General features: G+C 61.6%; 23 protein-coding genes and 1 pseudogene. 15 read left to right on the plus strand and 9 right to left on the minus strand.

Going from position 1 to position 20,926, the window contains the following annotated elements; translation table 11 throughout:
* From CJ178_RS01640 to trmD, 5 genes are all read left to right on the plus strand, one after another.
* Positions 1 to 1,083, plus strand: coding sequence for an amidohydrolase family protein (locus CJ178_RS01640; protein WP_095885962.1), 1,083 nt, complete (start codon positions 1 to 3; stop codon positions 1,081 to 1,083).
* Positions 1,084 to 1,269: 186 nt separating this feature from the next.
* On the plus strand, positions 1,270 to 1,740 hold the full coding sequence (rpsP, locus tag CJ178_RS01645) for a 30S ribosomal protein S16 (protein WP_033236552.1): 471 nt from the start codon (positions 1,270 to 1,272) through the stop codon (positions 1,738 to 1,740).
* The gene (locus CJ178_RS01650; RefSeq protein ID WP_033236551.1) at positions 1,737 to 1,979 is read left to right on the plus strand and encodes an RNA-binding protein; all 243 of its coding nucleotides are present in this window, start codon (positions 1,737 to 1,739) and stop codon (positions 1,977 to 1,979) included. Before rpsP ends, CJ178_RS01650 begins: the two co-directional genes overlap by 4 nt.
* A gap of 15 nt (positions 1,980 to 1,994) precedes the next feature.
* Complete coding sequence (rimM, locus tag CJ178_RS01655) at positions 1,995 to 2,573, plus strand: ribosome maturation factor RimM (protein WP_033236550.1); 579 nt, start codon at positions 1,995 to 1,997, stop codon at positions 2,571 to 2,573.
* 7 nt (positions 2,574 to 2,580) lie between these two features.
* A complete protein-coding gene (trmD, locus tag CJ178_RS01660) occupies positions 2,581 to 3,285 on the plus strand; it encodes a tRNA (guanosine(37)-N1)-methyltransferase TrmD (RefSeq protein WP_033236549.1) in 705 nt (234 codons plus the stop codon).
* Here the strand turns inward: trmD and CJ178_RS01665 are convergent.
* The gene (locus CJ178_RS01665) at positions 3,282 to 3,857 is read right to left on the minus strand and encodes a dihydrofolate reductase family protein (RefSeq protein ID WP_095885963.1); all 576 of its coding nucleotides are present in this window, start codon (positions 3,855 to 3,857) and stop codon (positions 3,282 to 3,284) included. The two genes, trmD and CJ178_RS01665, sit on opposite strands and share 4 nt — an antisense overlap.
* Before the next feature lie 68 nt (positions 3,858 to 3,925).
* Between CJ178_RS01665 and CJ178_RS01670 the strand changes: the two genes are divergently transcribed.
* Positions 3,926 to 4,504 carry a TetR/AcrR family transcriptional regulator gene (locus CJ178_RS01670; RefSeq protein WP_095885964.1) on the plus strand — a complete coding sequence of 193 codons (579 nt, stop codon included), beginning with the start codon at positions 3,926 to 3,928 and terminating at the stop codon, positions 4,502 to 4,504.
* Between the two features lie 22 nt (positions 4,505 to 4,526).
* Here CJ178_RS01670 and CJ178_RS01675 read toward each other — a convergent pair whose 3' ends face one another.
* Together CJ178_RS01675 and CJ178_RS01680 are read right to left on the minus strand one after the other, a co-directional pair.
* Positions 4,527 to 4,970 (minus strand): GtrA family protein, encoded by a 444-nt coding sequence (locus CJ178_RS01675; protein ID WP_033236546.1) that lies wholly within the window; start codon positions 4,968 to 4,970, stop codon positions 4,527 to 4,529.
* Positions 4,967 to 7,165, minus strand: coding sequence for a hypothetical protein (locus CJ178_RS01680; protein WP_095887783.1), 2,199 nt, complete (start codon positions 7,163 to 7,165; stop codon positions 4,967 to 4,969). The genes CJ178_RS01675 and CJ178_RS01680 overlap by 4 nt, the downstream gene beginning before the upstream one ends.
* 173 nt (positions 7,166 to 7,338) lie before the next feature.
* Here CJ178_RS01680 and CJ178_RS01685 point away from each other — a divergent pair, with 173 nt between their 5' ends.
* Together CJ178_RS01685 and rffA are read left to right on the plus strand one after the other, a co-directional pair.
* Positions 7,339 to 8,328 (plus strand): glycosyltransferase, encoded by a 990-nt coding sequence (locus CJ178_RS01685; protein ID WP_095885966.1) that lies wholly within the window; start codon positions 7,339 to 7,341, stop codon positions 8,326 to 8,328.
* A complete protein-coding gene (rffA, locus tag CJ178_RS01690; protein WP_095885967.1) occupies positions 8,318 to 9,457 on the plus strand; it encodes a dTDP-4-amino-4,6-dideoxygalactose transaminase in 1,140 nt (379 codons plus the stop codon). Before CJ178_RS01685 ends, rffA begins: the two co-directional genes overlap by 11 nt.
* 9 nt (positions 9,458 to 9,466) lie before the next feature.
* Here rffA and CJ178_RS01695 read toward each other — a convergent pair whose 3' ends face one another.
* Positions 9,467 to 10,459 (minus strand): serine hydrolase, encoded by a 993-nt coding sequence (locus CJ178_RS01695; protein WP_033236542.1) that lies wholly within the window; start codon positions 10,457 to 10,459, stop codon positions 9,467 to 9,469.
* Positions 10,460 to 10,534: 75 nt separating this feature from the next.
* On the opposite strand from CJ178_RS01695, the gene CJ178_RS01700 reads away from it, so the two are divergent.
* The 6 genes from CJ178_RS01700 (at position 10,535) to CJ178_RS01725 (ending at position 16,201) form a co-directional block, all read left to right on the plus strand.
* On the plus strand, positions 10,535 to 12,880 hold the full coding sequence (locus CJ178_RS01700) for a Tex family protein (RefSeq protein ID WP_095885968.1): 2,346 nt from the start codon (positions 10,535 to 10,537) through the stop codon (positions 12,878 to 12,880).
* A gap of 81 nt (positions 12,881 to 12,961) precedes the next feature.
* Positions 12,962 to 13,849, plus strand: coding sequence for a hypothetical protein (locus tag CJ178_RS01705; RefSeq protein WP_033236540.1), 888 nt, complete (start codon positions 12,962 to 12,964; stop codon positions 13,847 to 13,849).
* Between the two features lie 89 nt (positions 13,850 to 13,938).
* Positions 13,939 to 14,280 (plus strand): 50S ribosomal protein L19, encoded by a 342-nt coding sequence (rplS, locus tag CJ178_RS01710; protein ID WP_033236539.1) that lies wholly within the window; start codon positions 13,939 to 13,941, stop codon positions 14,278 to 14,280.
* 129 nt (positions 14,281 to 14,409) lie between these two features.
* Positions 14,410 to 15,156, plus strand: coding sequence for a signal peptidase I (gene lepB, locus CJ178_RS01715; protein ID WP_257013336.1), 747 nt, complete (start codon positions 14,410 to 14,412; stop codon positions 15,154 to 15,156).
* 12 nt (positions 15,157 to 15,168) lie between these two features.
* Positions 15,169 to 15,858, plus strand: coding sequence for a ribonuclease HII (locus CJ178_RS01720; protein WP_095887784.1), 690 nt, complete (start codon positions 15,169 to 15,171; stop codon positions 15,856 to 15,858).
* A 37-nt stretch (positions 15,859 to 15,895) separates the two neighbouring features.
* Complete coding sequence (locus CJ178_RS01725; protein ID WP_003942715.1) at positions 15,896 to 16,201, plus strand: DUF2469 domain-containing protein; 306 nt, start codon at positions 15,896 to 15,898, stop codon at positions 16,199 to 16,201.
* Positions 16,202 to 16,279: 78 nt separating this feature from the next.
* Here CJ178_RS01725 and CJ178_RS01730 read toward each other — a convergent pair whose 3' ends face one another.
* The 4 genes from CJ178_RS01730 to CJ178_RS01745 form a co-directional block, all read right to left on the minus strand.
* Positions 16,280 to 17,461, minus strand: a complete 1,182-nt coding sequence (locus CJ178_RS01730) for an RtcB family protein (protein ID WP_095885970.1) — start codon at positions 17,459 to 17,461, stop codon at positions 16,280 to 16,282.
* Between the two features lie 97 nt (positions 17,462 to 17,558).
* Positions 17,559 to 17,777 (minus strand): hypothetical protein, encoded by a 219-nt coding sequence (locus tag CJ178_RS01735; protein WP_095885971.1) that lies wholly within the window; start codon positions 17,775 to 17,777, stop codon positions 17,559 to 17,561.
* 82 nt (positions 17,778 to 17,859) lie between these two features.
* On the minus strand, positions 17,860 to 18,276 hold the full coding sequence (locus CJ178_RS01740) for a hypothetical protein (protein ID WP_257012973.1): 417 nt from the start codon (positions 18,274 to 18,276) through the stop codon (positions 17,860 to 17,862).
* Positions 18,277 to 18,416: 140 nt separating this feature from the next.
* Positions 18,417 to 19,151, minus strand: coding sequence for a hypothetical protein (locus CJ178_RS01745; protein WP_095887785.1), 735 nt, complete (start codon positions 19,149 to 19,151; stop codon positions 18,417 to 18,419).
* Between the two features lie 257 nt (positions 19,152 to 19,408).
* Between CJ178_RS01745 and CJ178_RS01750 the strand changes: the two are divergent.
* Positions 19,409 to 19,603 (plus strand): annotated as a pseudogene (locus tag CJ178_RS01750) (YraN family protein); the annotation flags it as partial.
* A 188-nt stretch (positions 19,604 to 19,791) separates the two neighbouring features.
* On the opposite strand, the gene CJ178_RS01755 reads toward CJ178_RS01750, so the two are convergent.
* The gene (locus tag CJ178_RS01755; protein WP_095885973.1) at positions 19,792 to 20,856 is read right to left on the minus strand and encodes a hypothetical protein; all 1,065 of its coding nucleotides are present in this window, start codon (positions 20,854 to 20,856) and stop codon (positions 19,792 to 19,794) included.
* Positions 20,857 to 20,926 lie beyond the last annotated feature (70 nt).

Here is a 20,926-nt window from a genome sequence, read left to right on the forward strand (position 1 = left end):
GTGAGCGCCCTCCATCTGCGCGGCATCGGTCTGCCCGATGCTGCGCCCATCGAACTGTGGATTGTCGACGGCAGGATCACCTTCGAACCGGTCGCAGGCGCCGAGACGATTGTCGATGCTGGGTGGATCACTCCCGGTCTTGTCGACGCGCATTGCCATGTCGGTATTCGCTACGGCGGGGGCGGCGGCGAGACCGTCGACGGTTTGATCGCTCAGGCACAAACCGAGCGCGACGCCGGTGTATTGCTGTTGCGTGACGCGGGATCACCCGTCGATACCCGATTCGTCGACGAGCGGGCCGATCTTCCCCGGATCATCCGTGCGGGTCAGCACATCGCTGCGCCCAAGCGCTACATCCCGGGGTTGCCGGTCGATCTCGACGACGAATCGCAGTTGCCTGCCGAGGTCGTGCGCCAAGCCAGGGCCGGTGACGGGTGGGTCAAGCTCGTCGGCGACTGGATCGACCGCTCTGTCGGCGACCTCGCGCCCCTGTGGAGCGACAAGATCCTGGTTGAAGCTATTGCGGCGGCTCACGCTGAAGGCGCCAAGGTCACGGCCCACGTTTTTGCCGAGGACGCACTTCCCGGCCTGATCAACGCCGGTATCGACTGCATCGAGCACGGCACCGGATTGACCGACGAGACCATCGAGATGATGGTTGCTCACGGCACCGCACTGGTGCCGACACTGATCAACATCGCGACATTCCCCGGAATCGCCGACTCCGCGACGCGGTACCCGATCTACGCGGCCCACATGCGCGATCTCCACTCGCGGCGCCATCGGACGATCGGTGCGGCGCACGAAGCCGGGATCCCGATCTACGCCGGCACTGATGCCGGAGGATCGATCCTGCACGGCCGGATCGCCGACGAGGTGGCTGAACTCCAGATCGCCGGGATGTCGTCACACGACGCGCTCGGTGCAGCCTGCTGGGACGCCCGGACGTGGCTGGGTGGATCCGGATTGGTCGAGGGTGCGCCCGCTGACCTGGTGGTATTCGACGAAGATCCGCGGGGAAACACCGCTGTGCTGGCGAAGCCCGCCCACGTGGTGCTTCGCGGCAATGTAATCGCCCGATAACGCTTGCCTGGATTTCATCCACAAGTAGGCATCTGGCACAATGGACGACTGTTCGTCGCAAACGGTTACGTACCGCTGCGACGGTCACAGGTTAGAGGCAAAACCGGGCCCCCAAATTCGTGGGGGTTGCTGAATTGCACGTGACACGCGCCGCACTGTTGTGCGCGCTGAAGGAGTACCGCAGCCATGGCTGTCAAGATCAAGCTCACCCGCCTCGGCAAGATCCGCAACGCTCAGTACCGCGTTGTCATCGCCGACTCCCGCACCCGTCGTGACGGCCGTGCGATCGAGACCATCGGCAAGTACCACCCCAAGGAAGAGCCGTCGCTGATCGACATCGATTCCGAGCGCGCTCAGTACTGGCTGTCCGTGGGCGCACAGCCCACCGAGCCCGTCGAGGCTCTCCTCAAGATCACCGGTGACTGGCAGAAGTTCAAGGGCCTCCCGGGCACCGAAGGCACCCTGCGTGTCAAGGAAGCCAAGCCCTCCAAGCTCGAACTGTTCCAGGCTGCACTCGCGCAGGCCGAGAACGAGCCGGTTGCAGAAGCAATCACCCCCAAGAAGAAGAAGGCTGCCAAGGCAGACGAGGCCAAGGCAGACGACGCCGCAGCCGACGCCGAGGCTCCCGCTGCAGACGCCGAGGCTGCTGACAAGTGAGTGCCGTCGTCGCTGATGCGGTAGAGCATTTGGTTCGCGGCATTGTCGCCAATCCTGACGACGTACGCGTCGAACTGATGACCGGACGCCGTGGACGTACCGTCGAGGTGCACGTGCACCCCGACGATCTCGGCAAGGTCATCGGCAGGGGCGGCCGCACCGCGACCGCTCTGCGCACCCTGGTCTCCGGTATCGGTGGCCGAGGCATTCGCGTCGACGTCGTCGACACCGATCAGTAGACGGCAGTATTTCACGTGGAACTCGTCGTCGGTCGTGTCGCGAAGTCGCATGGCATCAAAGGTGAACTGGTCGTAGAGGTTCGTACTGACGAACCCGAAGAGCGCTTTGCCGTTGGAACTGTGCTGCGTGGACATAAGCCACGCGAGTCCACTAGCAAGTCCTACACAGTAGAAGCCGCCCGGGATCATTCCGGGCGGCTCCTGCTGCGTCTCGAAGGCGTCAACGATCGCGGCGAGGCAGATGCCTTGCGCGGCACGTTGTTTGTCATCGACAGCAGTGAACTCGAACCGTCCGACGATCCGGACGAGTTCTACGATCACGAACTCGAAGGACTGAAGGTCGTTCTGGCCGACGGTACCGAGGTGGGTTCTGTGATCGAGGTATTGCACTCCGCCGCAGGCGAATTGCTTTCCATTCGCCGCACCGGTGAGGCATCGGGCGAGTTGTTGATCCCATTTGTCGCCGCCATCGTGACCAAGGTGTCGATTGCCGACGGCCTGGTTGAGATCACGCCTCCCGAGGGTCTGCTGGACCCTGACTTCGGTGACAAGTCGAACAGCGACAGCGACAAGTCGAACTCAGATCGCGACTGATCGATTCATGCGTCTCGACGTAGTCACCATTTTTCCCGAGTACCTCGAACCGCTTCGTGCCGCCTTGCTGGGCAAGGCAATCGAACGCGGCTTGATCTCGGTTGACGTCCATGATCTGCGTTCGTGGACCCATGACGTACACAAGGCCGTCGACGATTCCCCGTACGGCGGGGGACCTGGCATGGTCATGAAACCCACCGTGTGGGGTCCCGCGCTCGACGACGTCCTCGGCCGCTCCGATTCTTCCGGCCCGGATGATGCCGACACCATTTTGGTGGTGCCGACTCCCGCCGGTGTTCCCTTTACCCAGGCAACAGCGCATCGTTGGTCGAAGGCGCAGCATCTTGTGTTTGCCTGCGGCCGGTACGAGGGCATCGATCAACGAGTCTTCGACGACGCGGCCAAGCGGGTTCGCGTCGAAGAAGTCAGCATCGGCGATTACGTCCTGATCGGCGGCGAGGCTGCCGTACTGGTGATGGTGGAGGCAGTAGTTCGCTTGATGCCCGGTGTGCTCGGCAATCAGCTGTCGCACCAAGAGGATTCGTTCTCCGACGGTCTTCTCGAAGGGCCGAGCTACACCCGCCCGGCGGTCTGGCGCGACCTCGAAGTTCCGCCTGTTCTGCTGTCCGGCGATCACGCAAAGATCAAGGCATGGCGCCATGAGCAGTCGCTGCAGCGCACCGCCGAACGTCGGCCGGATCTGCTGCCTTAGCTGTTTCGCTTCAGCCAGGTGACGCTCGCGCCGTTGTCGAAGACTTCACTGGCCGTGGGCGTGAAAAGTATCGGCTCGAATGTACCGGCGATCATCGGTATCCCCGCACCCACGATGACCGGGTACCTTTTGATGATCAATTCGTCGATCTCCGGTAGCAGTTCCCCGGCAAGTATTCCGCCGCCGCACAGCCAGATATCTTGTCCTTCTTGGGCTTTGAGTTCCTTGATCTTCGTTACCGGGTCCGTGCGCACCAGGTTGACTGCCGGATCGTCGATATCCAGGAGCGTGGTCGATACGACGTATTGCCGAAGGTGCGCGTACGGACTGCTCACGCCGACGCTTCGTGCGGGCTCGTAGGAACCGCGGCCCATGAGGACGGTGTCGAAAACTCTGTTCGGTGGGTTGCCCATCCCGACGTGGGGCCGGATGTGCGTGGGTACGGTTTCCGGGTAACGCTCGTTCATCGACGCGGTCATCTGATCGGAGAGCGCAAAGAAATCGAACTCTCCTCCGGGGCCCGCGATGTATCCGTCCAGCGTTGTTCCGACGTAGTACACAAGCTTGCGCATGTACAACTCCGTTCGTAGTACTCTGTTTGTAGTGGTTTAATTTAGGGTCGTGACAGGAGCGGTGTCAAGTGCGAAAAAACCCGGAACGCCGGCTGGCGCTGATCGATGCGGCAATCGAGGTGCTGGCGCGAGAGGGCGCTAGAGGCTTGACATTTCGAGCCGTCGATACGCAGGCGGCCGTGCCGAACGGAACTGCGTCGAACTACTTCGCAAATCGCGACGACCTACTCACCCAAGCCGGTGGCCGGATCTACGAGCGACTGATTCCGGACGACCTCGAAGGGATGATCGATCCCGTCAACGGCACCGATCGTGAGCGCCTTGTGACGCTCATGCTCGACGTGGTCGAGCGGGTCACCTCATTCGGGACCGGATTCCTCGCATTGATGGAGCTGCGCCTCGAGGCGACGCGTCGGCCTGATCTTCGAGCTGTTCTGACGGTCCGCATCCGAGAAGACTTCGAACTCAACGTCGCCAACCATCTGGCCTCGGGAGTGCCAGGTGATGCGATGACCGTTCGACTGCTCTACATGTCGTTGAACTGGCTGGTTCTCGATCGGCTCACCCTGCCGAATCTTTTCGGGCAGGAGGACGTTCGTGCCGTCATCGAGGCGGCGGTGGATCGGGCCTTGCCGCCACAGCGGTAGCAGGTCAGTGATCGGTAACAGGTCAGTGGTTGTCGGTGCTGCGCCGGAACGAGAAGTATCGATGCCCCAGAAAACTCACGCCTGCCACGATCAGCATCACCACTGCCTGTGCCGGTAGTGGTGGCGCATGGAGAACCGACACCGCAAAAGTCCCCAGGATCAGATTCAGTACCAGTCCACCGGAATTGACGACGATAAACGCCCCGAGGTCGCGGGCGAGGTGACCCCGGACGCGGAAGACCAGAGTTCGGTGCAGCACAAACGCGATCAGGACGCTGATGCTGTAGGAACCGATCAGCGCGACCGGGTAGAGGTTGTCGTTGCCCAACGCGAGCATCCAGATGACGAACAGCCCGTATCCGATGGCTGTATTCGCCACTCCCACAACGGCAAATGCGATGGGCTGATGTTTCACGATTCGCAGCAGCGGGCCTGGGTCGGCAACCGGGGCGGTGTCCTCGCTCACGATGCGTTGTTCGTTGCGTCGTCGATCCGGTCGCGTCGACGGCCGCGCAGATACATCCATTCGAGTACGCCGAGGCCGAGAATTCCGGCGACCATCGACGCGCCGCCGATCTTCCATCCCGGCGGACGCCAGGTGAGAACAAGTTCCGCGTCCTGAGTTCCGGCTGGAACATCCACGGTGACAAAGGATTTCGCAACAACGTCGATGGGAACAGACTCGCCGTTCAAGGTGGCGCGGTAGCCAGGCCAGCCGAGACGGGCGAAGACGACCTTCCCGCCGCCGCTCGAGCTGACTCGAAGAGTGCTCGACATGTTCGTCTCGGCGACCGACGTCGCTTCCACCCCTTCGGTGTGCGAGATTCGGCCGTTGCGGGTGGAGACCGGGCCGTCGACGCGTTCGAGTACAGAGATGTAGTTGTCGTGGCCGGGGTAGTCGACCCATTTCCAGCCGTCGGGGGCCGGCTGGTTACGAGCATCGGGATACAACGCGTTCTGCAGAACCACGCGGTCCACGTTCATGAGATCGACTAGGGTGCGGCCAGTTTCGGGTTCGACGGCGAAGGCCCGTGCGAACGCGTCGGGGCACACGCTCATATCCCACCGCATGCACAGGAGATTGCCGAAGTAGTAGTGCCCGTTGGGGGTGTAACCGCTGGTGTAGGTGAGTTCCAGATCTTTCGGATAGTTTCCGAAAGCCAGTGAGCCGTATGCGCCGTCGAGGGTGCGTTGGTCGGGGGCGATGAGCGCGCGATCGGCGAGTTGCAGTGTTGTTCCGTCGAAGTCGGGGAAAGCTGCTTTCATGTCCGAGCGCGACTCCGGCAGGTTCCAGCTCATCGGTGTCGGTTGCGCGGCGCGCACCTGGGCGTAAGCGATGGGGGAGACTGCGGCAATAGCGAGGATGCAGGCCGCGGCCGTTCCCTTCGTTCGGCCGAGCCAGACCATCGCGGCGCCGAGAGTAGCGACGGCGACGGCCGAGATCACGTGCCATTCCAGGAGGCTGGGCGCAGCCGACGCCGAGCGGATCAGGAGTAAGCCCACCAGGATTCCGGCGGCCGCGCCGCGGCGACGCCAGTTGTCGGTGGTGGCGTAGCGCCCGAGCAGGATGCACACCAGAAGTAGCAGTCCGATCGCCACCATCGGGAGCACCCGAGCGGGCCAGCGGAGGGGGCCGATGGTGCTGGGTCCGGCAGTCCACATGAGTACTGCTACCGTGAAAATTCCGACGGCCGTCAGTTCGCGTGCGGCGCCGCGAGCTTTGCCCCAGTCGATGAATGCAAGCGCAGGAATCAGGAACCAGGCGATGTAGACCATCGGCATGGTCTGGATGTAGCCCCACCACGAAACAAACGCGGGCATCGTGCTCGGCAGGCTGGCGTTGAGGGATTCCGACCACGGTACGGCGAGGAAGGCGTCGTTCTTGACCTCGGATGCGCCGCGCCAGGTGACGTCGGCGGTGAGCAGACTCGGCAGGTAGGTTGCGAGGCCCGCCAGCGCGGCACACGCGGAGACTGCGAGGAGCCGCAGCGATGGCAGCCAGCGTCGTTGGTAGACCACTTCGCCGATGGCCACAGCAACGATCATCAGACCGGATTCGACTGCGGGAAACACGTATTGGACCGACATCGCGAGATACAGGAACACAAACGTCGGTATCGGACCGCTCTTGCCGCGGGAGTACCGGATCGCCGACGCCCAGGCCTGCACCATCCAGGCGGTGCCGGTAAAGGCCGTCATCCAACTGGCCTCGTCGAAGAACAGCAGGAAACCGGTGAAGGGAATCGAGACGCCGGCTACGGCCGCCCACGCGGGCTTGGAGCCGTATTCGAGGCAGATCCGAAATACACCGAGGCCGAGGATGATCGCGAAGATCAGCTTGACCAGCGTTGCGTATAACGCGAGGTTGTCGAAGGACGGCGCTATCAGGTCGATGAGCAGTTGTGGTGGGTTGAGAAGGCCGGCTTCCTCGATGGCGTAGTTCCCGGCCATCCAGTTCTCCGGCACCAGGACTGGTAGGTGGCCCTCGCGCAGATTTCGGCCCAACATCACCCACAACGGGGCGTACTGGGACTCGGTGTCATCGGTGTAGAAATGGCGTGCATTTGCCAGGACGACAGCGATGTATCCCGCGATAACACCGACCGCAGTACCGGCACCCCATTTGTACACGTCAGCTCTGGCGCGAATGCGAGTTTCCACCACGAGTTCCAGACCTTAACAGGATGGGGGAATCAAGCCATGACGCGTGCAGGTAAACCGTTGGCAAAGTACAAGAGTCGTACACGCGCGCGTGTTAAAGTTCGCGGCGGTGTGAGTCCGGTCGCACTGATCACTCGACCCTTCGTCGAGTTCCCGAAGGGAGCAGTAAGCGAGTGCACTCGATCTCCGTCGTGGTGCCCGTGTACCAGGGCGAACGCACGATTTCCGCGCTGGTCGACGAGCTGAACACTCTCACCGGTACCTGTGTCACTGCAGGTGGTGCCGAATTTTCGGTCGACGAGATCGTCCTTGTCCATGACAACGGGCCAGATCGCTCCGACGTCGTCCTTCTCGAGTTGGAACGCCGTTTCGACCACGTACGGGTGATTTGGCTGAGCCGCAACTACGGCCAGGATGCCGCAACGATTGCCGGTATGGCTGCTGCCCGCGGCGACTGGATTGTCACGATAGACGAGGACGGGCAGCATGACCCGGCGTCGATCAGCGCGTTTCTCGACACCGCACTGCGAGAACGTGCCGATCTTGTCTATTCGAAGCCGGTCAATACCCGCCCCCACGGATTCTTGCGGAACGTGACGTCGCGGGGCGCAAAGATGGTTCTGGCTACGGTGTTCGCGTTCCCGGCATCGGCGCAATTCGAGAGCTTCAGACTTGTTCGCGGCGACATCGCGAGACAACTGGCGGAGGTAGCCGCAAACGGTGCGTACCTCGACGTCGCTCTGACCTGGGTGGTGGGTAACACCGCCACCGTTCCGGTTAGCTTACGTGCGGAGGGCCGAGAGGAATCCGGCTACAACTACCGCCGGTTGTTCTCTCTGTTCTGGAAGATGGTGTTGTGCAGCGGAACCCGGGGTCTCCGATTGGTCAGCCTGCTCGGCGTGACTCTTGCGCTCGCCGGAGTGGTCGTCGCTGCGGTGATCTTCGTCCAGGCGGTGACCGGCGACAACAACGACCCTGAAGGCTGGGCGTCGATGATCGTGGCGATGCTGCTCTGCTCGGGGGCAATTCTGTTCTCGCTTGGTCTCATTGCCGAATATCTCGGGGTTGCCCTGCATATTCTGGTGGGCAAACCCCTGTATCTCAAGGTCGATGCACCACGTCCGGGTGTAACTGAAATGGACGGTGTCACACGTGAACGCTGACCGCATCATCTTCAGTCGGCCCTACCGTGCCGCGAATGAATTGACCAATCTGGCAACGGTTCTGGAATCGGATCACATTCACGGCGACGGCACGTTCACCGCCTCGTCCACCGCAAAGATCAAGGCGATCACCGGCGCCAAGCACGCCCTGCTGACAACCTCGTGCACACACGCGCTCGAACTTGGTGCACTTCTGTTGGAGATCGGGCCGGGCGACGAAGTCATCGTTCCAAGTTTTGCCTTCAGCTCCGCAGCGACTGCTGTCGCGCTGCGCGGAGCAACCGTCGTGTTCGTCGACATCGATCTGGAAACCGGCAACATCGATCCGGTCGCCGTCGCCGACGCGATCACACCGCGCACCAAAGCCGTGCTGGTCATGCACTACGGCGGTGTGGCAGCCGAGATGGAACCGCTGCTGGCACTCGCGAAGGAACACGGCTTTGCGTTGATCGAGGACAACGCGCACGGACTGGGCGGCACGTGGCGGGGCCGAACACTCGGCACCATCGGCACCGTCGGCACTCAAAGTTTCCACGACACCAAGAACATTCATTGCGGCGAGGGTGGCGCGCTGCTGCTCTCCGACGATGCACTGATGGAGCGCGCCGAGATCATCCGCGAGAAGGGCACGAACCGTGCTCGTTTCCTGCGTGGTCAGGTGGATAAATACTCGTGGCAGGACATCGGCTCCAGCTATCTGCCCAGTGAACTCAACGCGGCAGTGCTCGACGCTCAACTAGCCGAATTCGACGCGATTCATGCGGACCGTCATCGCGTCTGGGACGACTACAGCGAGAACCTGTCCGATTGGGCGAAGAATCACGACGTTCAACTGATGACTGTTCCGGACGATCGTGAGCACCCCGCGCACCTGTTCTATGTCCGGCTGCCGAACGAGCGCAGCCGCGACGCCATGATCCGGCACATGGCCGAGCGCGGCGTCGTGGCACCGTTTCATTACGTGCCCCTGGACACGAGTGCGGCCGGACTGCGCTACGGCCGCACACCTGTGCCGTGCGTTCGTAGTCTGCAGTTCTCGACCACGATTCTGCGACTTCCGCTGTGGCCGATGCTCACAGCCGACCAGCAGGGCCGCGTCGTAGATGCTGCGGCGTCGTATCGCGTGTAGGTAAGACTTCTAGGGCCCGGACGCTTCCTGAACGGGCTTTTCGGTTGTGGGTGTGGAGGGCGACCATTCGTCCACCGTGCCGTCGGGGAAAATGATCTGCGCTACGCCCGTGATGGTGTCGCGGGCGTGGAGCGCACTCTCGTCGTTGGTGGCGTCTGTCATCGAGGTATCCGGGATGAGTCCGTAGTTGTCGTCGTCCTGATACTGAATATCCTCGCGCGTGGTGACAGTCACGATGAATCGGTTGTCCTCGCCGACGATGCCGGTGGTCAGATGGACCCACTGGTCGCTGACACAACACATCCATCCCTGTTTGACGGCAAGCACCGGTTCGTTGAAGAGAGCGTCCGGGAGGCCGAAGCGTTGGTCGTAGCCGTCGGCGGCAGTCGCCGTGGATTCGCGGAGGTGGTCGACGATCAGATTGATCCGGTCCGCCCCCAGCCCTGCGGTGTCGTCGAGGACTCCGTCGTAGAACGTGATCAGATCGCGCGCCGTAGTTTCGGTGTTCCACCACAAACCGTCGTATGGCGCGGTGGTGGAGGTCAACGAGTAGCGTTGCGCGACGCGGTTCACGAGGTCGGAGCCGCCGGCAGCGTCCCACAGGAGATTGGCGGCAGTGTCATCGGAAGATTCGAGCATGGCAACCATGAGGGCGCGGTCGTCGTCGCCGAGTGGGCGTTCGTCACGCGAATCTTGATAGAGCAGATCCTCGGCGATGAAAAGCTTTGCTACCGAGGCTGTTTCGATCTGCTGATCGCCGCCCACCTCGAGATAGTTGTTCGTGGTGCGGTCGAAGACGGCAATCGACGCCTCTGCGCCGCGATCAAGTGCGGCAGTACGGGCCTGTTCGAGTCGCACGTCAAGGGCCTGCGCGAGCGGCACGTTTGTATCAGGGAAGGGGGAGGTCTCGGTGGATGCTGCCTGGTTTGCGGCCGCGCTGCATGATGCCGCACAAGTAACTGCGGCAATCATTGCGATAACCCGGACGAACCGCGCAGTCATCAATTTCCCCCGGACTCCGGACACGGCGCTGTCTGCCGGTCTTCTTGTTCCAGGATAGCGGTAGGCTCGGTTCTCGTGATTCTCAAGACCGTGAACCAGCGCATTGCCGAGGAACTCGACGTCCGCGAAGGGCAGGTGGCTGCGGCCGTAGACCTGTTGGACGGCGGGGCCACCGTGCCCTTTATCGCCCGGTATCGAAAAGAAGTCACCGGCACTCTCGACGACGCTCAATTGAGACTTCTCGAGGAGCGGCTGCGCTACCTCCGCGAACTCGACGAGCGTCGCGACGCGGTTCTGGCCGAGATCGAATCCCAAGGAAAACTCGACGACGCCTTGCGCGGTCAGATCATGCTTGCCGACACAAAAGCGCGGCTAGAAGACATTTACCTGCCGTTCAAGAAGAAGCGCCGCACCAAGGCGCAGATCGCTCGCGAGGCCGGCCACGAGCCCGTGGCGGATGCGCTCATCGGGGATCCCACCACCGATCCTGCGCAGTATTCGGAGGAACAACTCGACGGTGCGCGATCGATCCTGGTCGAGCGCTTTGCCGAAGATGCCGATCTCGTCGGTGAATTGCGCGAGTTGATGTGGACCCGCGGACAGGTTGTTTCCGCGGTTCGTAAGGGCAAGGAAACCGATGGCTCGAAGTTTGCTGACTACTTCGAGTTCTCCGAACCCTTCGCAAAACTTCCGTCCCACCGAATCCTCGCGGTACTGCGCGGCGAGAAGGAAGAAGTGCTGTCGGTGACGATGGCACCCGATACCGCGGAACTCGCACCGGGGGAGCGGACGGTCTACGAAGGCCGCATCGCAACCCGGTTCGACATTGCGGATCGTGGACGCGCAGCCGACGGCTGGCTCCTCGACACCGTTCGATGGGCGTGGCGGACCAAGTTTGCAGTCACCCTCGGCGTCGACGTCCGGATGCGCCTGCGCCAGTCTGCGGAGAAGGACGCCGTCGACGTGTTCGCGACCAACCTCAAGGACCTTCTGCTGGCAGCGCCGGCCGGCGCTCGTCCGACCATGGGTCTCGACCCCGGATTCCGAACGGGCACAAAGGTTGCCGTCGTCGACGGTACGGGCAAGGTGGTTGCGTACGAGACCATCTACCCGCATCAGCCCCACAACAAGCGAGACGCTGCTCTGGCCACACTGGCGAGCTTGGTCGCCAAGCACGGCGTCGAATTGATCGCCATCGGCAACGGCACCGCGTCACGTGAGACCGATACGCTGGCCGGCGACCTGATCACCAAGTCCGGCGCCACCAACCTCACCAAGATCGTTGTCTCCGAAGCCGGTGCGTCCGTGTACTCGGCGTCGGCATACGCATCTGCGGAATTGCCGGACCTCGACGTGTCCATCCGCGGAGCCGTCTCCATCGCGCGTCGCCTCCAGGATCCCCTCGCCGAACTGGTGAAGATCGACCCGAAGTCCATCGGCGTCGGCCAGTACCAGCACGACATCACCGAATCGCTCCTCTCTCGTTCACTCAACGCCGTAGTCGAGGATGCTGTGAACTCGGTGGGTGTCGACGTGAACACGGCGTCGGTCCCGCTGCTGGCCCGTGTCTCGGGTATTGCCGGTTCGCTGGCGGAAAGCATTGTGTCGCATCGAGATCAGAATGGTCCGTTCCGAACGCGCAAGGCACTCAAGGACGTCTCGCGGTTGGGACCCAAGGCGTTCGAGCAGTGCGCGGGCTTCCTCCGCATCGCCGACGGTGACGACCCGCTCGATGCGTCGAGTGTGCACCCCGAGGCGTATCCCGTCGTCCGCAAGATCGTCGCGAGCGCAGGTGGTGACGTCAGTAGTGTCATCGGCAATGCGACGGCGTTGCGCTCGGTGCGCGCCGCAGATTTTGTCGACGACCGCTTCGGCCTTCCCACTGTCACGGACATCATCGCCGAACTCGAGAAGCCGGGCCGTGATCCGCGTCCGGAGTTCAAGACGGCCACCTTTGCCGCCGGCATCGAGAAGGTCGCACACCTCAAGCCCGGAATGGTGCTCGAAGGCGTAGTCACCAACGTCGCCGCCTTCGGTGCCTTCGTCGATGTGGGAGTACACCAGGACGGATTGGTCCACGTCTCCGCGATGTCGCACAGCTTCGTCAAGGACCCGCGGGAAGTGGTGAAGTCGGGTGACGTCGTCAAGGTCAAGGTTCTCGAGGTCGACGAGGCTCGCCAGCGCATCGCGCTGACACTGCGACTCGACGACGAGGTCGGTGCGCCGCCGCGAAAGTCCGACGGTCCTCGCGGTGGGCAGAACCCACGTCAAGGTCAGGGGCAGGGTCAGGGTCAGGGCGGGCAGCAGCAGCGCCGCGGCGGTGGCCAGCAGCAGGGCGGTCGGGACAAGCGCCCGGACAACCGGGCGCCGGCGTCCGGGTCGATGGCCGATGCCTTGCGCAATGCGGGATTCGGCAAATAAGAGGGTTCGAATGATCCACCCCGCCTGGTTTGTCACAATTGAGCAGACCGGGTCGGGGGACTTCGTGGAGTGAGGGCAGTAATGGGCGAGTGGCTCGACCGCGAGATCGTCGCCCACGGCCGACTGCCGCTGTTGTTCTTTCTTCTCGGGTTTCTCGCTGCGTTCCTGTTCATTCGGCTCAGCGTGCGAATGATCCGCGCGCAGGTGAAGTGGTGGCCGGGCAACATCACTCCGGGTGGTCAGCACGTTCACCACGTGGTCTTCGGCGTTGTTGCCATGATCGCCTCGGGCGGCGCACTGATCGCGGTCTACGTGGACGGCTCCCAAACCACTGGCGCCGTCCTCGCCGCGATCTTCGGGATGGGCGCCGCGTTGGTGCTCGACGAGTTTGCGCTCATCTTCTATTTGAAGGACGTCTACTGGTCGGAGCAGGGCAGGACGTCGGTCGACGCGGTTTTTGTCGCCATCGCGGTGACAGGCCTCGTTCTGCTCGGCTTCCGTCCGCTAGAGCTGCTGGACTTGGCCGGCTTCCGCGAGGAAAGAAACCCCTGGATCAGATTGGCCTTCGTGTTTGTCGCTCTGATCAACTTCGGCCTGGCCGCGATCGTGATTCTCAAAGGCAAGATCTGGACGGGTCTCGTCGGATTGTTTGTCCTCCCACTGCTGATCATCGGAGCGATCAGACTCAGTAGGCCCGGTGCGCCGTGGGCGCGGTGGCGGTACACCCGCAAACCGAAACGAATGAAACGGGCGCTCGAACGTGAACGAAAATGGCGACGCCCCGTTATCCGGGCCAAGATCTACGTCCAGGATCTGATCGCCGGGTCGCCGAGCGTCGAACATGCGATGGCTGCGGCGGAGGAGGAACTCGACCACACAATTCAACCGGCTCCGCCGCCTCCGGTTTCGCCCTTGCTGTCCGCGTCTGGCACAATGGACGGGTTGCCTGGACCAGGCAGCAGTACTTGATCTGGGCACGAACCAGTCGAGCGTCGTATCGGGCTTACCGAAGCGTCGCCGCTCGGTTCCTCTGCTCCTGCGAAATGCAAGGATGACACATGAACACTTTGGACTTCCTGGATAAGAAGTCGCTGCGCGACGACATTCCTGACTTCCGCCCCGGCGACACGCTCAACGTGAACGTCAAGGTTATCGAAGGCTCGAAGGAGCGCGTGCAGGTCTTCAAGGGCGTCGTTATTCGTCGTCAGGGTGGCGGCGTTCGCGAAACCTTCACCGTCCGCAAGGTTTCCTTCGGCGTCGGTGTCGAGCGTACGTTCCCGGTTCACAGCCCCACGCTGGCCTCCATCGAGGTTCTGACCCGCGGTGACGTTCGTCGCGCGAAGCTGTACTACCTGCGCGAGCTGCGCGGCAAGAAGGCAAAGATCAAGGAAAAGCGCTGATCTTTCTTATTGGCCCGGCACCGCGTACGCGCGGTGTCGGGCTAATCTGTTTCTGTGGCAGATTCTTCGAAGGAGCAGGCATTGTCGTCCGGACCCGAGAATCAGGATGGAACAGGTAATCCCGAGGAACTGAACACTCCTCGACCACAGACATCACACCGCTCACCCAAGAAACAACGATCGTTCTTCCGGGAACTCCCGATACTGATCGGGGTGGCGCTGGTTCTCAGCATCGTTTTACAAGCATTCGTCTTTCGCGTTTTCCTCATTCCGTCCGAGTCGATGGAGCCGACCCTGCACGGCTGTGCAGGATGTACCGGTGACCGCATCGTGGTGGAAAAGATCGGATACCGCTTCGGCGATCCGCAGCCCGGCGACGTAGTCGTCTTCAAGGGCCCCGATTCGTGGAACACCCACTACACCTCCACGCGGTCGGACAACGTCGTGATGCGCGGAATCCAGGAGGTCGGCTCGTGGGTCGGCCTGGTCCCGCCCGACGAGAACGACTTGGTCAAGCGCGTCATCGCCACCGGCGGACAAACCGTCGAGTGCTGTGACGAACAGGGTCGAGTCCTCGTGGACGGCAAACCGCTCGACGAGCCCTACGTCAAGATGGACTACCCGTTCACTCCCGGCGTCCAGGATTGCCAAACCGCTGTTCAATCCGGCCGATGCTTTGCTCCCGTCACCGTGCCCGAGGGACACGTGTGGGTGATGGGCGACAACCGGAGCAATTCCGCCGATTCGCGCGCCCATGTGCAGGACGAGCTCCAGGGGACGATCCCGCTCGACAACATCATCGGTCAGGCACGCTTCATCGTTCTCCCGCCTTCACGGATGGGTAGCATCAGTTCACCTGATCCCCAAAGCAATTGAGTGCAGAACACCGTGAGTAGTTCGAGTACTTGGCCACCCCGAGTGGTCATTCGCAGATCAACAGGTTTGCGAACGATGGAGTCTGCGCTGTATCGAACGGGGATGGGTCCGGTTGCCGGTGTCGACGAAGCCGGACGCGGTGCGTGCGCCGGCCCACTGGTCATCGCGGCGTGTGTTCTGGCGCCGAAACCGCATGTGGCCCTTGCTCGTCTCGACGATTCGAAGAAGCTCACCGAACGTGCCCGCGAAGAACTCTTTCCGAAGATCAAACGGCTGGCATTGTCCTGGAGTGTCATTTCTGTCGAAGCCGAGGAAATCGATCGGATCGGCATCCACGTCGCCAACATAGAAGGGATGCGACGCGCTGTCGCCGGCCTCGAGACTCCACCCGGATATGTGCTCACCGACGGGTTTCGAGTTCCCGGCCTGCCCGCGCCGTCGCTGCCTGTTATCGGTGGTGATGCCGCAGCCGCGTGCATTGCCGCCGCCAGCGTGCTCGCCAAAGTGACGCGCGATCACGTCATGGAAGAGATGGACGGCACCCATCCCGGATACGGCTTTGCGATCCACAAGGGATACAGCACACCCGTGCACATGGACGCGCTCGACGAGTTGGGTCCGTGCCCGGAGCACCGCATGACATACGCCAATGTTGTTGCTGCGGGACTCCGGGTGGAGCAGCGTGCGGGGCATACGGGATGATGAAGGTTCAGACGAACTGGGAGGACTGGCTAAACCGATGAGTGCCGAGGATCTCGAGAAGTACGAAACCGAGATGGAGCTGTCGCTCTACCGCGAATACCGGGACATCGTCGGACAGTTCTCCTACGTCGTGGAGACCGAACGACGTTTCTATCTCGCCAACACGGTCGAGTTGCTGCCCCATAATTCGGATGGCGAGATCTACTTCGAACTGCGGATGTCCGACGCGTGGGTGTGGGACATGTACCGCCCCGCGCGATTCGTGAAATACGTGCGCGTCGTGACGTTCAAGGACGTCAACATCGAAGAGCTGGACAAGCCGGATCTGCGCCTGCCGGACTGAGCTTGGCTCACATGGACTTTTGCGCACAATGACGGCCTCGCCGATTTTCGGCGGGGCCATCATTGTGCATTATTCGGGTCAATCGCCCTTCACATTGACGATCTGACGCAGCGTGTGACGGATTTCCACCAAGTCCTTGGCATCGTCCATCACGACGTCGATGTCCTTGTACGCTCGCGGAATCTCGTCGAGAAACGCCTTCGAACGCTTGTACTCGATGCCGACCATGGCCTTGTCGAGATCGTCGATCGTGAACGTCCGCCTTGCCTTGTTCCTGGCGTAGACACGACCGGCGCCGTGCGGGCTGGACTTGAACGATGGCACATTGCCCTTGCCGACCACGACGTAGCTGGCCGTTCCCATCGACCCGGGGATGAGTCCTGGCACGCCAACGTCGGCCTTGATTGCACCCTTCCTGCTCAACCACACACCGCGACCCATGTGGAATTCCTTCTGGGTGAAGTTGTGGTGGCAGTTGATCCTCTCGAGTTCCTCCACGACTGCCGGAACGCCGTCGCCCATGAAGTACGCGAAGTCCTTCACTACCCGATCCATCATCTCCTCCCGGTTCAGCAGAGCAAAATGCTGCGCCCAGTTCAGATCGGTGATGTAGCAGTCGAATTCGGGTGTCTTCTCGACCAGGTAGGCAAGATCCCGGTCGGGGAGGTCGATGTGCCAACGGGCGCACAGTTCTTGCGCGACCTTGATGTGGTGCTGTGCGATCTTGTTGCCGACACCGCGGCTACCCGAGTGCAGGAACAGCCACACGTTGTCATTTTCGTCGAGGGTGACCTCGATGAAGTGATTGCCCGACCCCAGCGTTCCCAGCTGGAAACGCCAGTTGTTCTTGAACTTGTCGTAGAAGGGCAGGCGATCGCCGGCCATCACCTCGAGCTCTGCGATACGGGTTTGCGCCGTCGCGGTCAGTGACTTGTTGTAGACACCCGCGGACAGGGGGACCGAGCGTTCGATGCTGTGGCGAAGTGCGCTCAGATCGCGACCGGTCAGGTCCTGAGCGTTGTACTGGGTTTTGACTGCGATCATTCCGCAGCCGATATCCACGCCGACGGCGGCAGGCATGATCGCGCCTTCCGTCGGGATGACCGAACCCACCGTCGCACCCGCACCGAGGTGCGCATCAGGCATCAATGCCAGATGTGGACGGACAAAAGGCATCTGGGACGTGCGCAACGCTTGCTCGCGAGTTTTCTCGTCGAGTATCGATGCCCAGTTCCACAGCCTTTCGGTGATCTTCTCCATCAGTTTTCTCCCACATAGTGCACGTCGAGGACCTGCTGGTCCTTGTGGTGTGCGGGATCAACCATGCGCGCCGAGAGGCGGTGTGCGCAACCTATTTTCAGGTCCGAAGGCCGTCGGCAAGCTCGTAGATGCGGCCGACGTACTTCTCCTGGAAGGCTTTTCGGGCCGCTGCAGCCTGATGCTCTGCCCCCGCGTGTGAATAGACGTACTCGAGGTGGACCAAGCTCTCGCCGATGTCGACGCGGCGCTGGTCCAGCACTGTCAACTCCTCGACCAGCCGCGCCAACTCGCAGGTTGCGTCCGTTGTTTCGTCCATGGCGGTCCTCGATGTGCTCGTCGATACGTCCTGGTCTCAGGCTAGCACCCTTCGAACAGATATTCGAAGGTGAGTTTTATCGTCAGCTGCCGGGAATGAAGCCCGGGTATACGAAGTGGCCTGGTCCACCGCCGGGGAGACCGGATCCGGACACGTTGGGCACATTGGCTTGGAGGCGAATCAATTTGTGCGGATTACCGTACTGATCGGCCTGCCAGCATCCGGTCAGAACTCCGTGAAATGCCGTGCACACAATGCGTGTGCTGGTGCCGAACGGCGAGGTGAGCCGGTCTTGATTCACGAACGGATTCCAGTAATTCGGGTTCTCGGGGGTCAGGAAGTTCGAAGCCTCGAACGGTACCGACGGACTCGGGTACGGAGGAATCGGCGGCCACTCGTCCTGGGCCTGCGCGAGCGCGGCGCCGCCGAGGGAAACTGCTGCAACTGAAGCTGCGACGACGGCAGCTTGGGCGAAATGGCGCATTCGCGGTTTTGTCATCTGTCGAGAATAGGGGCGACGCCGCACATGACCGGGCGAATCCAGGCCACAGTTCAATGTCGAAATGGGCATCAACGTAGAAATGGGCAGAGCTACCAGCATGCGCTGGCGGCTCTGCCCATTTCCTTCCCCGAACTGAGTTAGCTCAAATTGCCGATCACATTGCCCAGGACTCCGCCGATGACGTTAGTCATCGACCCCTGCGGATCGGTGAGGGAGCCGAATACCTGGCCCGATCCGGTGTTCACTGAACCGAAGCCCATATCCTCGAGGCTGCCGGCGCCGGCCTCGACAGGATTCGGCTGCCGGATTGTGACGCACACGCCCATCGGGTTGATGTTCCAGTCGCCGGCCGCGAGCACGATGTTGGTGCCGGCGCCGCTGTCGAGCTTGCTGCCGACCGTGGCATTATCGGGAACCTTGTAGGTGGTTTCCAGAGCGATGACGCCGCCGCCGGCCGTCGTCCACCCGCCGCCCTTGGCAACTACGGAAGTACCGTTGACGACGGCTGTGCCTGTGACATCTTCCCACTGTTGGTTTCCGATAAGCCATTTGACGTTAAGGCGAGCCTTGACCAACTGGAATCCTGCCGGGTGGAAATCGCGGATCTCGTTGACGAGTGCTCCCGAGCCGGACACCTTGGTGATGTAGGTGACTGTCTGACCCGGTGCGACGGTGCCGTCGCCGACAACCTCCTTGCTGACGGTGTAGTCCGTCCAGAAGGAGCCGGGCCAGTTGTCGGTGACCGACTGGCTGAGCGCGCATGCGGGTGCGGCTTGTGCCACCGATGCTCCGAGTCCGACAGTGACGCCGGCGGCGAGGAGGACGAGAGACGTAGTGGTCGCTACTGCGTGGCGTAGTGAGCGGCGTGACATGTAGAACTCCATTCAGCGGGTTGCAGCGGTCTTGTAGGTTCGAGCAAAAACTATAACCAGTTCTACTGGACCGCCGTCCAGTTTTGGTGGGAATCGGAATATTGCCGGTATGCCGCCTGTTCTGCTGAATTCCACAGGTCTCGAGTTATCAACAGGTGGGTTTTCTTTTTGTCGGGGTGTGGTGTGGGTGGGGCACTGTGACGGGTGGGACGCGTTTTGCATGGGCGGGCGCGCGGGACCGGAACGGTGGGGCTGTGATGGCGGGGAATATGGCGTTGGGGGCGCGCGGCGAGGATGTGGCCGCGGAGTTCCTGATCGGTGCGGGTTTGGAGATTGTCGAACGGAATTGGCGGTGTCGGTACGGCGAGTTGGATGTTATTGCGACGGTTGATGATCGGATTGTGTTCGTCGAAGTGAAGACTCGTAGTGGGGTGGGGTACGGGTCGCCAGCGAACGGCAGGAACGGTGGACGATGACGTTCGACAGCTTGGCTTTAGCAACGAGATCTGCGTCTACGAAGTTCAATTCGATCACCCGCGCGAGTCCCCTGCATTGAAACTGGCGAAGTGTAAAGAGCTGGGTGTGTCGGTGTTCTATGACGACCGAACTGATGTGTGCGACTTATTGGGTGCCAACGGAATCACGGCTTTGAGGGTTTCTCGGCGGGATCGGTCGATTTGCGACGCTCGGGCTGAATCGCGTACTCGATAGGAAGCTCACTCGGGATCTCACTATCATCGGCGAAGAATCGGTAGGCGGCCTTCTTTTGGAGCTTCATTCCTGCTTCGTTCGCATCGTTGGTCTTGCGTACGGCTTCCTCCCAGTCGTTGTCTTGGTCGGCCGTGGTGAAGCACTTCGCTGCTTCTTGCATGTTCTCAAATACGCTCGACACCGCCACGACGAGTTCGGGACTAGTGATCTGGAACATCGCAGTGCGGACAGTCATCATGCAGTCGTTCACCGTGCCCAGCAGTGCCATCTGACTGGTCTCGTTACGGATGATCATCTGGACGGTGTACCGAGTCTTGTCGGAATCGGACATAGTCTTCGAATTCCCTATGTCCTTAGTGATGCCGTCGCTTGTTTCGATCACTCGAACGTGGTTGTAAACGTCCGCGATGAACTTGCCGAGAGCGACAAGTATTGCCTGAGCGGAGTTGTACTCGCGCTTGCGAACCTCCTCACGCTGCCGGTCGCGGGATTCTTTTGCGATCCTGGCGACGTCTGCCTCGTAGCGGGCCTTCTGGGTGTCCATCTGTTCACGGTGCCGTTCTCCAGCCGCTTCAGCGTCGCGCTCGTTCTGGGCTTCGGCGGCATCAAGCTGGACCTGCAAGCGTTTCTCAGCAGCATCGATTTCGTCCTGGTGCCGCCGAGCTGTGAGGGCAGCCTCTTCCTTCGCCCGCTGTTCTGCTTCCCGTGCCTGGCCGTTGGCCTGCACAGCCAACCAGACCGACGCGAGGGCAAGGGCCGTGGCACCAACTGCACTGGCCCATGCTCCGGCCGATGCAGCCTTGGTCTCGCTCTCGTTTTCTCCGGCAATCCAGCCGAACAGTGTGAACCCAAGCAATCCGGCCACCACTGCGAGCACGATTCCGATGACCCCGCCGAGTATTACAAGGACCCACGGCACCCAAGATCTGTTAATCGGTTCGAGATCACTCGACTTCCGCAAGTCGGGATCTTTGTCGACGCTCTCAAGGGTCACTCGCTGATCTAAGCAGATCCGACCGGTCGTCCTTCACTGTCAGACCACCATGCGAACATTCTCGCTATGG

The organism is Rhodococcus sp. ACPA4 (genome assembly GCF_002300185.1).
GTDB lineage: Bacteria > Actinomycetota > Actinomycetes > Mycobacteriales > Mycobacteriaceae > Rhodococcus_F > Rhodococcus_F globerula.

What these genes read in the sequence shown, in the direction of transcription:
- rpsP (WP_033236552.1), top strand. Translation starts at nt 1,270, where the DNA reads ATGGCTGTCAAGATCAAGCTCACCCGCCTCGGCAAGATCCGCAACGCT.
- trmD (WP_033236549.1), top strand. Translation starts at nt 2,581, where the DNA reads ATGCGTCTCGACGTAGTCACCATTTTTCCCGAGTACCTCGAACCGCTT.
- CJ178_RS01665 (WP_095885963.1), bottom strand. Translation starts at nt 3,857, where the DNA reads ATGCGCAAGCTTGTGTACTACGTCGGAACAACGCTGGACGGATACATC.
- CJ178_RS01695 (WP_033236542.1), bottom strand. Translation starts at nt 10,459, where the DNA reads ATGACTGCGCGGTTCGTCCGGGTTATCGCAATGATTGCCGCAGTTACT.
- CJ178_RS01705 (WP_033236540.1), top strand. Translation starts at nt 12,962, where the DNA reads ATGGGCGAGTGGCTCGACCGCGAGATCGTCGCCCACGGCCGACTGCCG.
- rplS (WP_033236539.1), top strand. Translation starts at nt 13,939, where the DNA reads ATGAACACTTTGGACTTCCTGGATAAGAAGTCGCTGCGCGACGACATT.
- CJ178_RS01725 (WP_003942715.1), top strand. Translation starts at nt 15,896, where the DNA reads ATGAGTGCCGAGGATCTCGAGAAGTACGAAACCGAGATGGAGCTGTCG.
- CJ178_RS01730 (WP_095885970.1), bottom strand. Translation starts at nt 17,461, where the DNA reads ATGGAGAAGATCACCGAAAGGCTGTGGAACTGGGCATCGATACTCGAC.
- CJ178_RS01735 (WP_095885971.1), bottom strand. Translation starts at nt 17,777, where the DNA reads ATGGACGAAACAACGGACGCAACCTGCGAGTTGGCGCGGCTGGTCGAG.
- CJ178_RS01740 (WP_257012973.1), bottom strand. Translation starts at nt 18,276, where the DNA reads ATGACAAAACCGCGAATGCGCCATTTCGCCCAAGCTGCCGTCGTCGCA.
- CJ178_RS01745 (WP_095887785.1), bottom strand. Translation starts at nt 19,151, where the DNA reads ATGTCACGCCGCTCACTACGCCACGCAGTAGCGACCACTACGTCTCTC.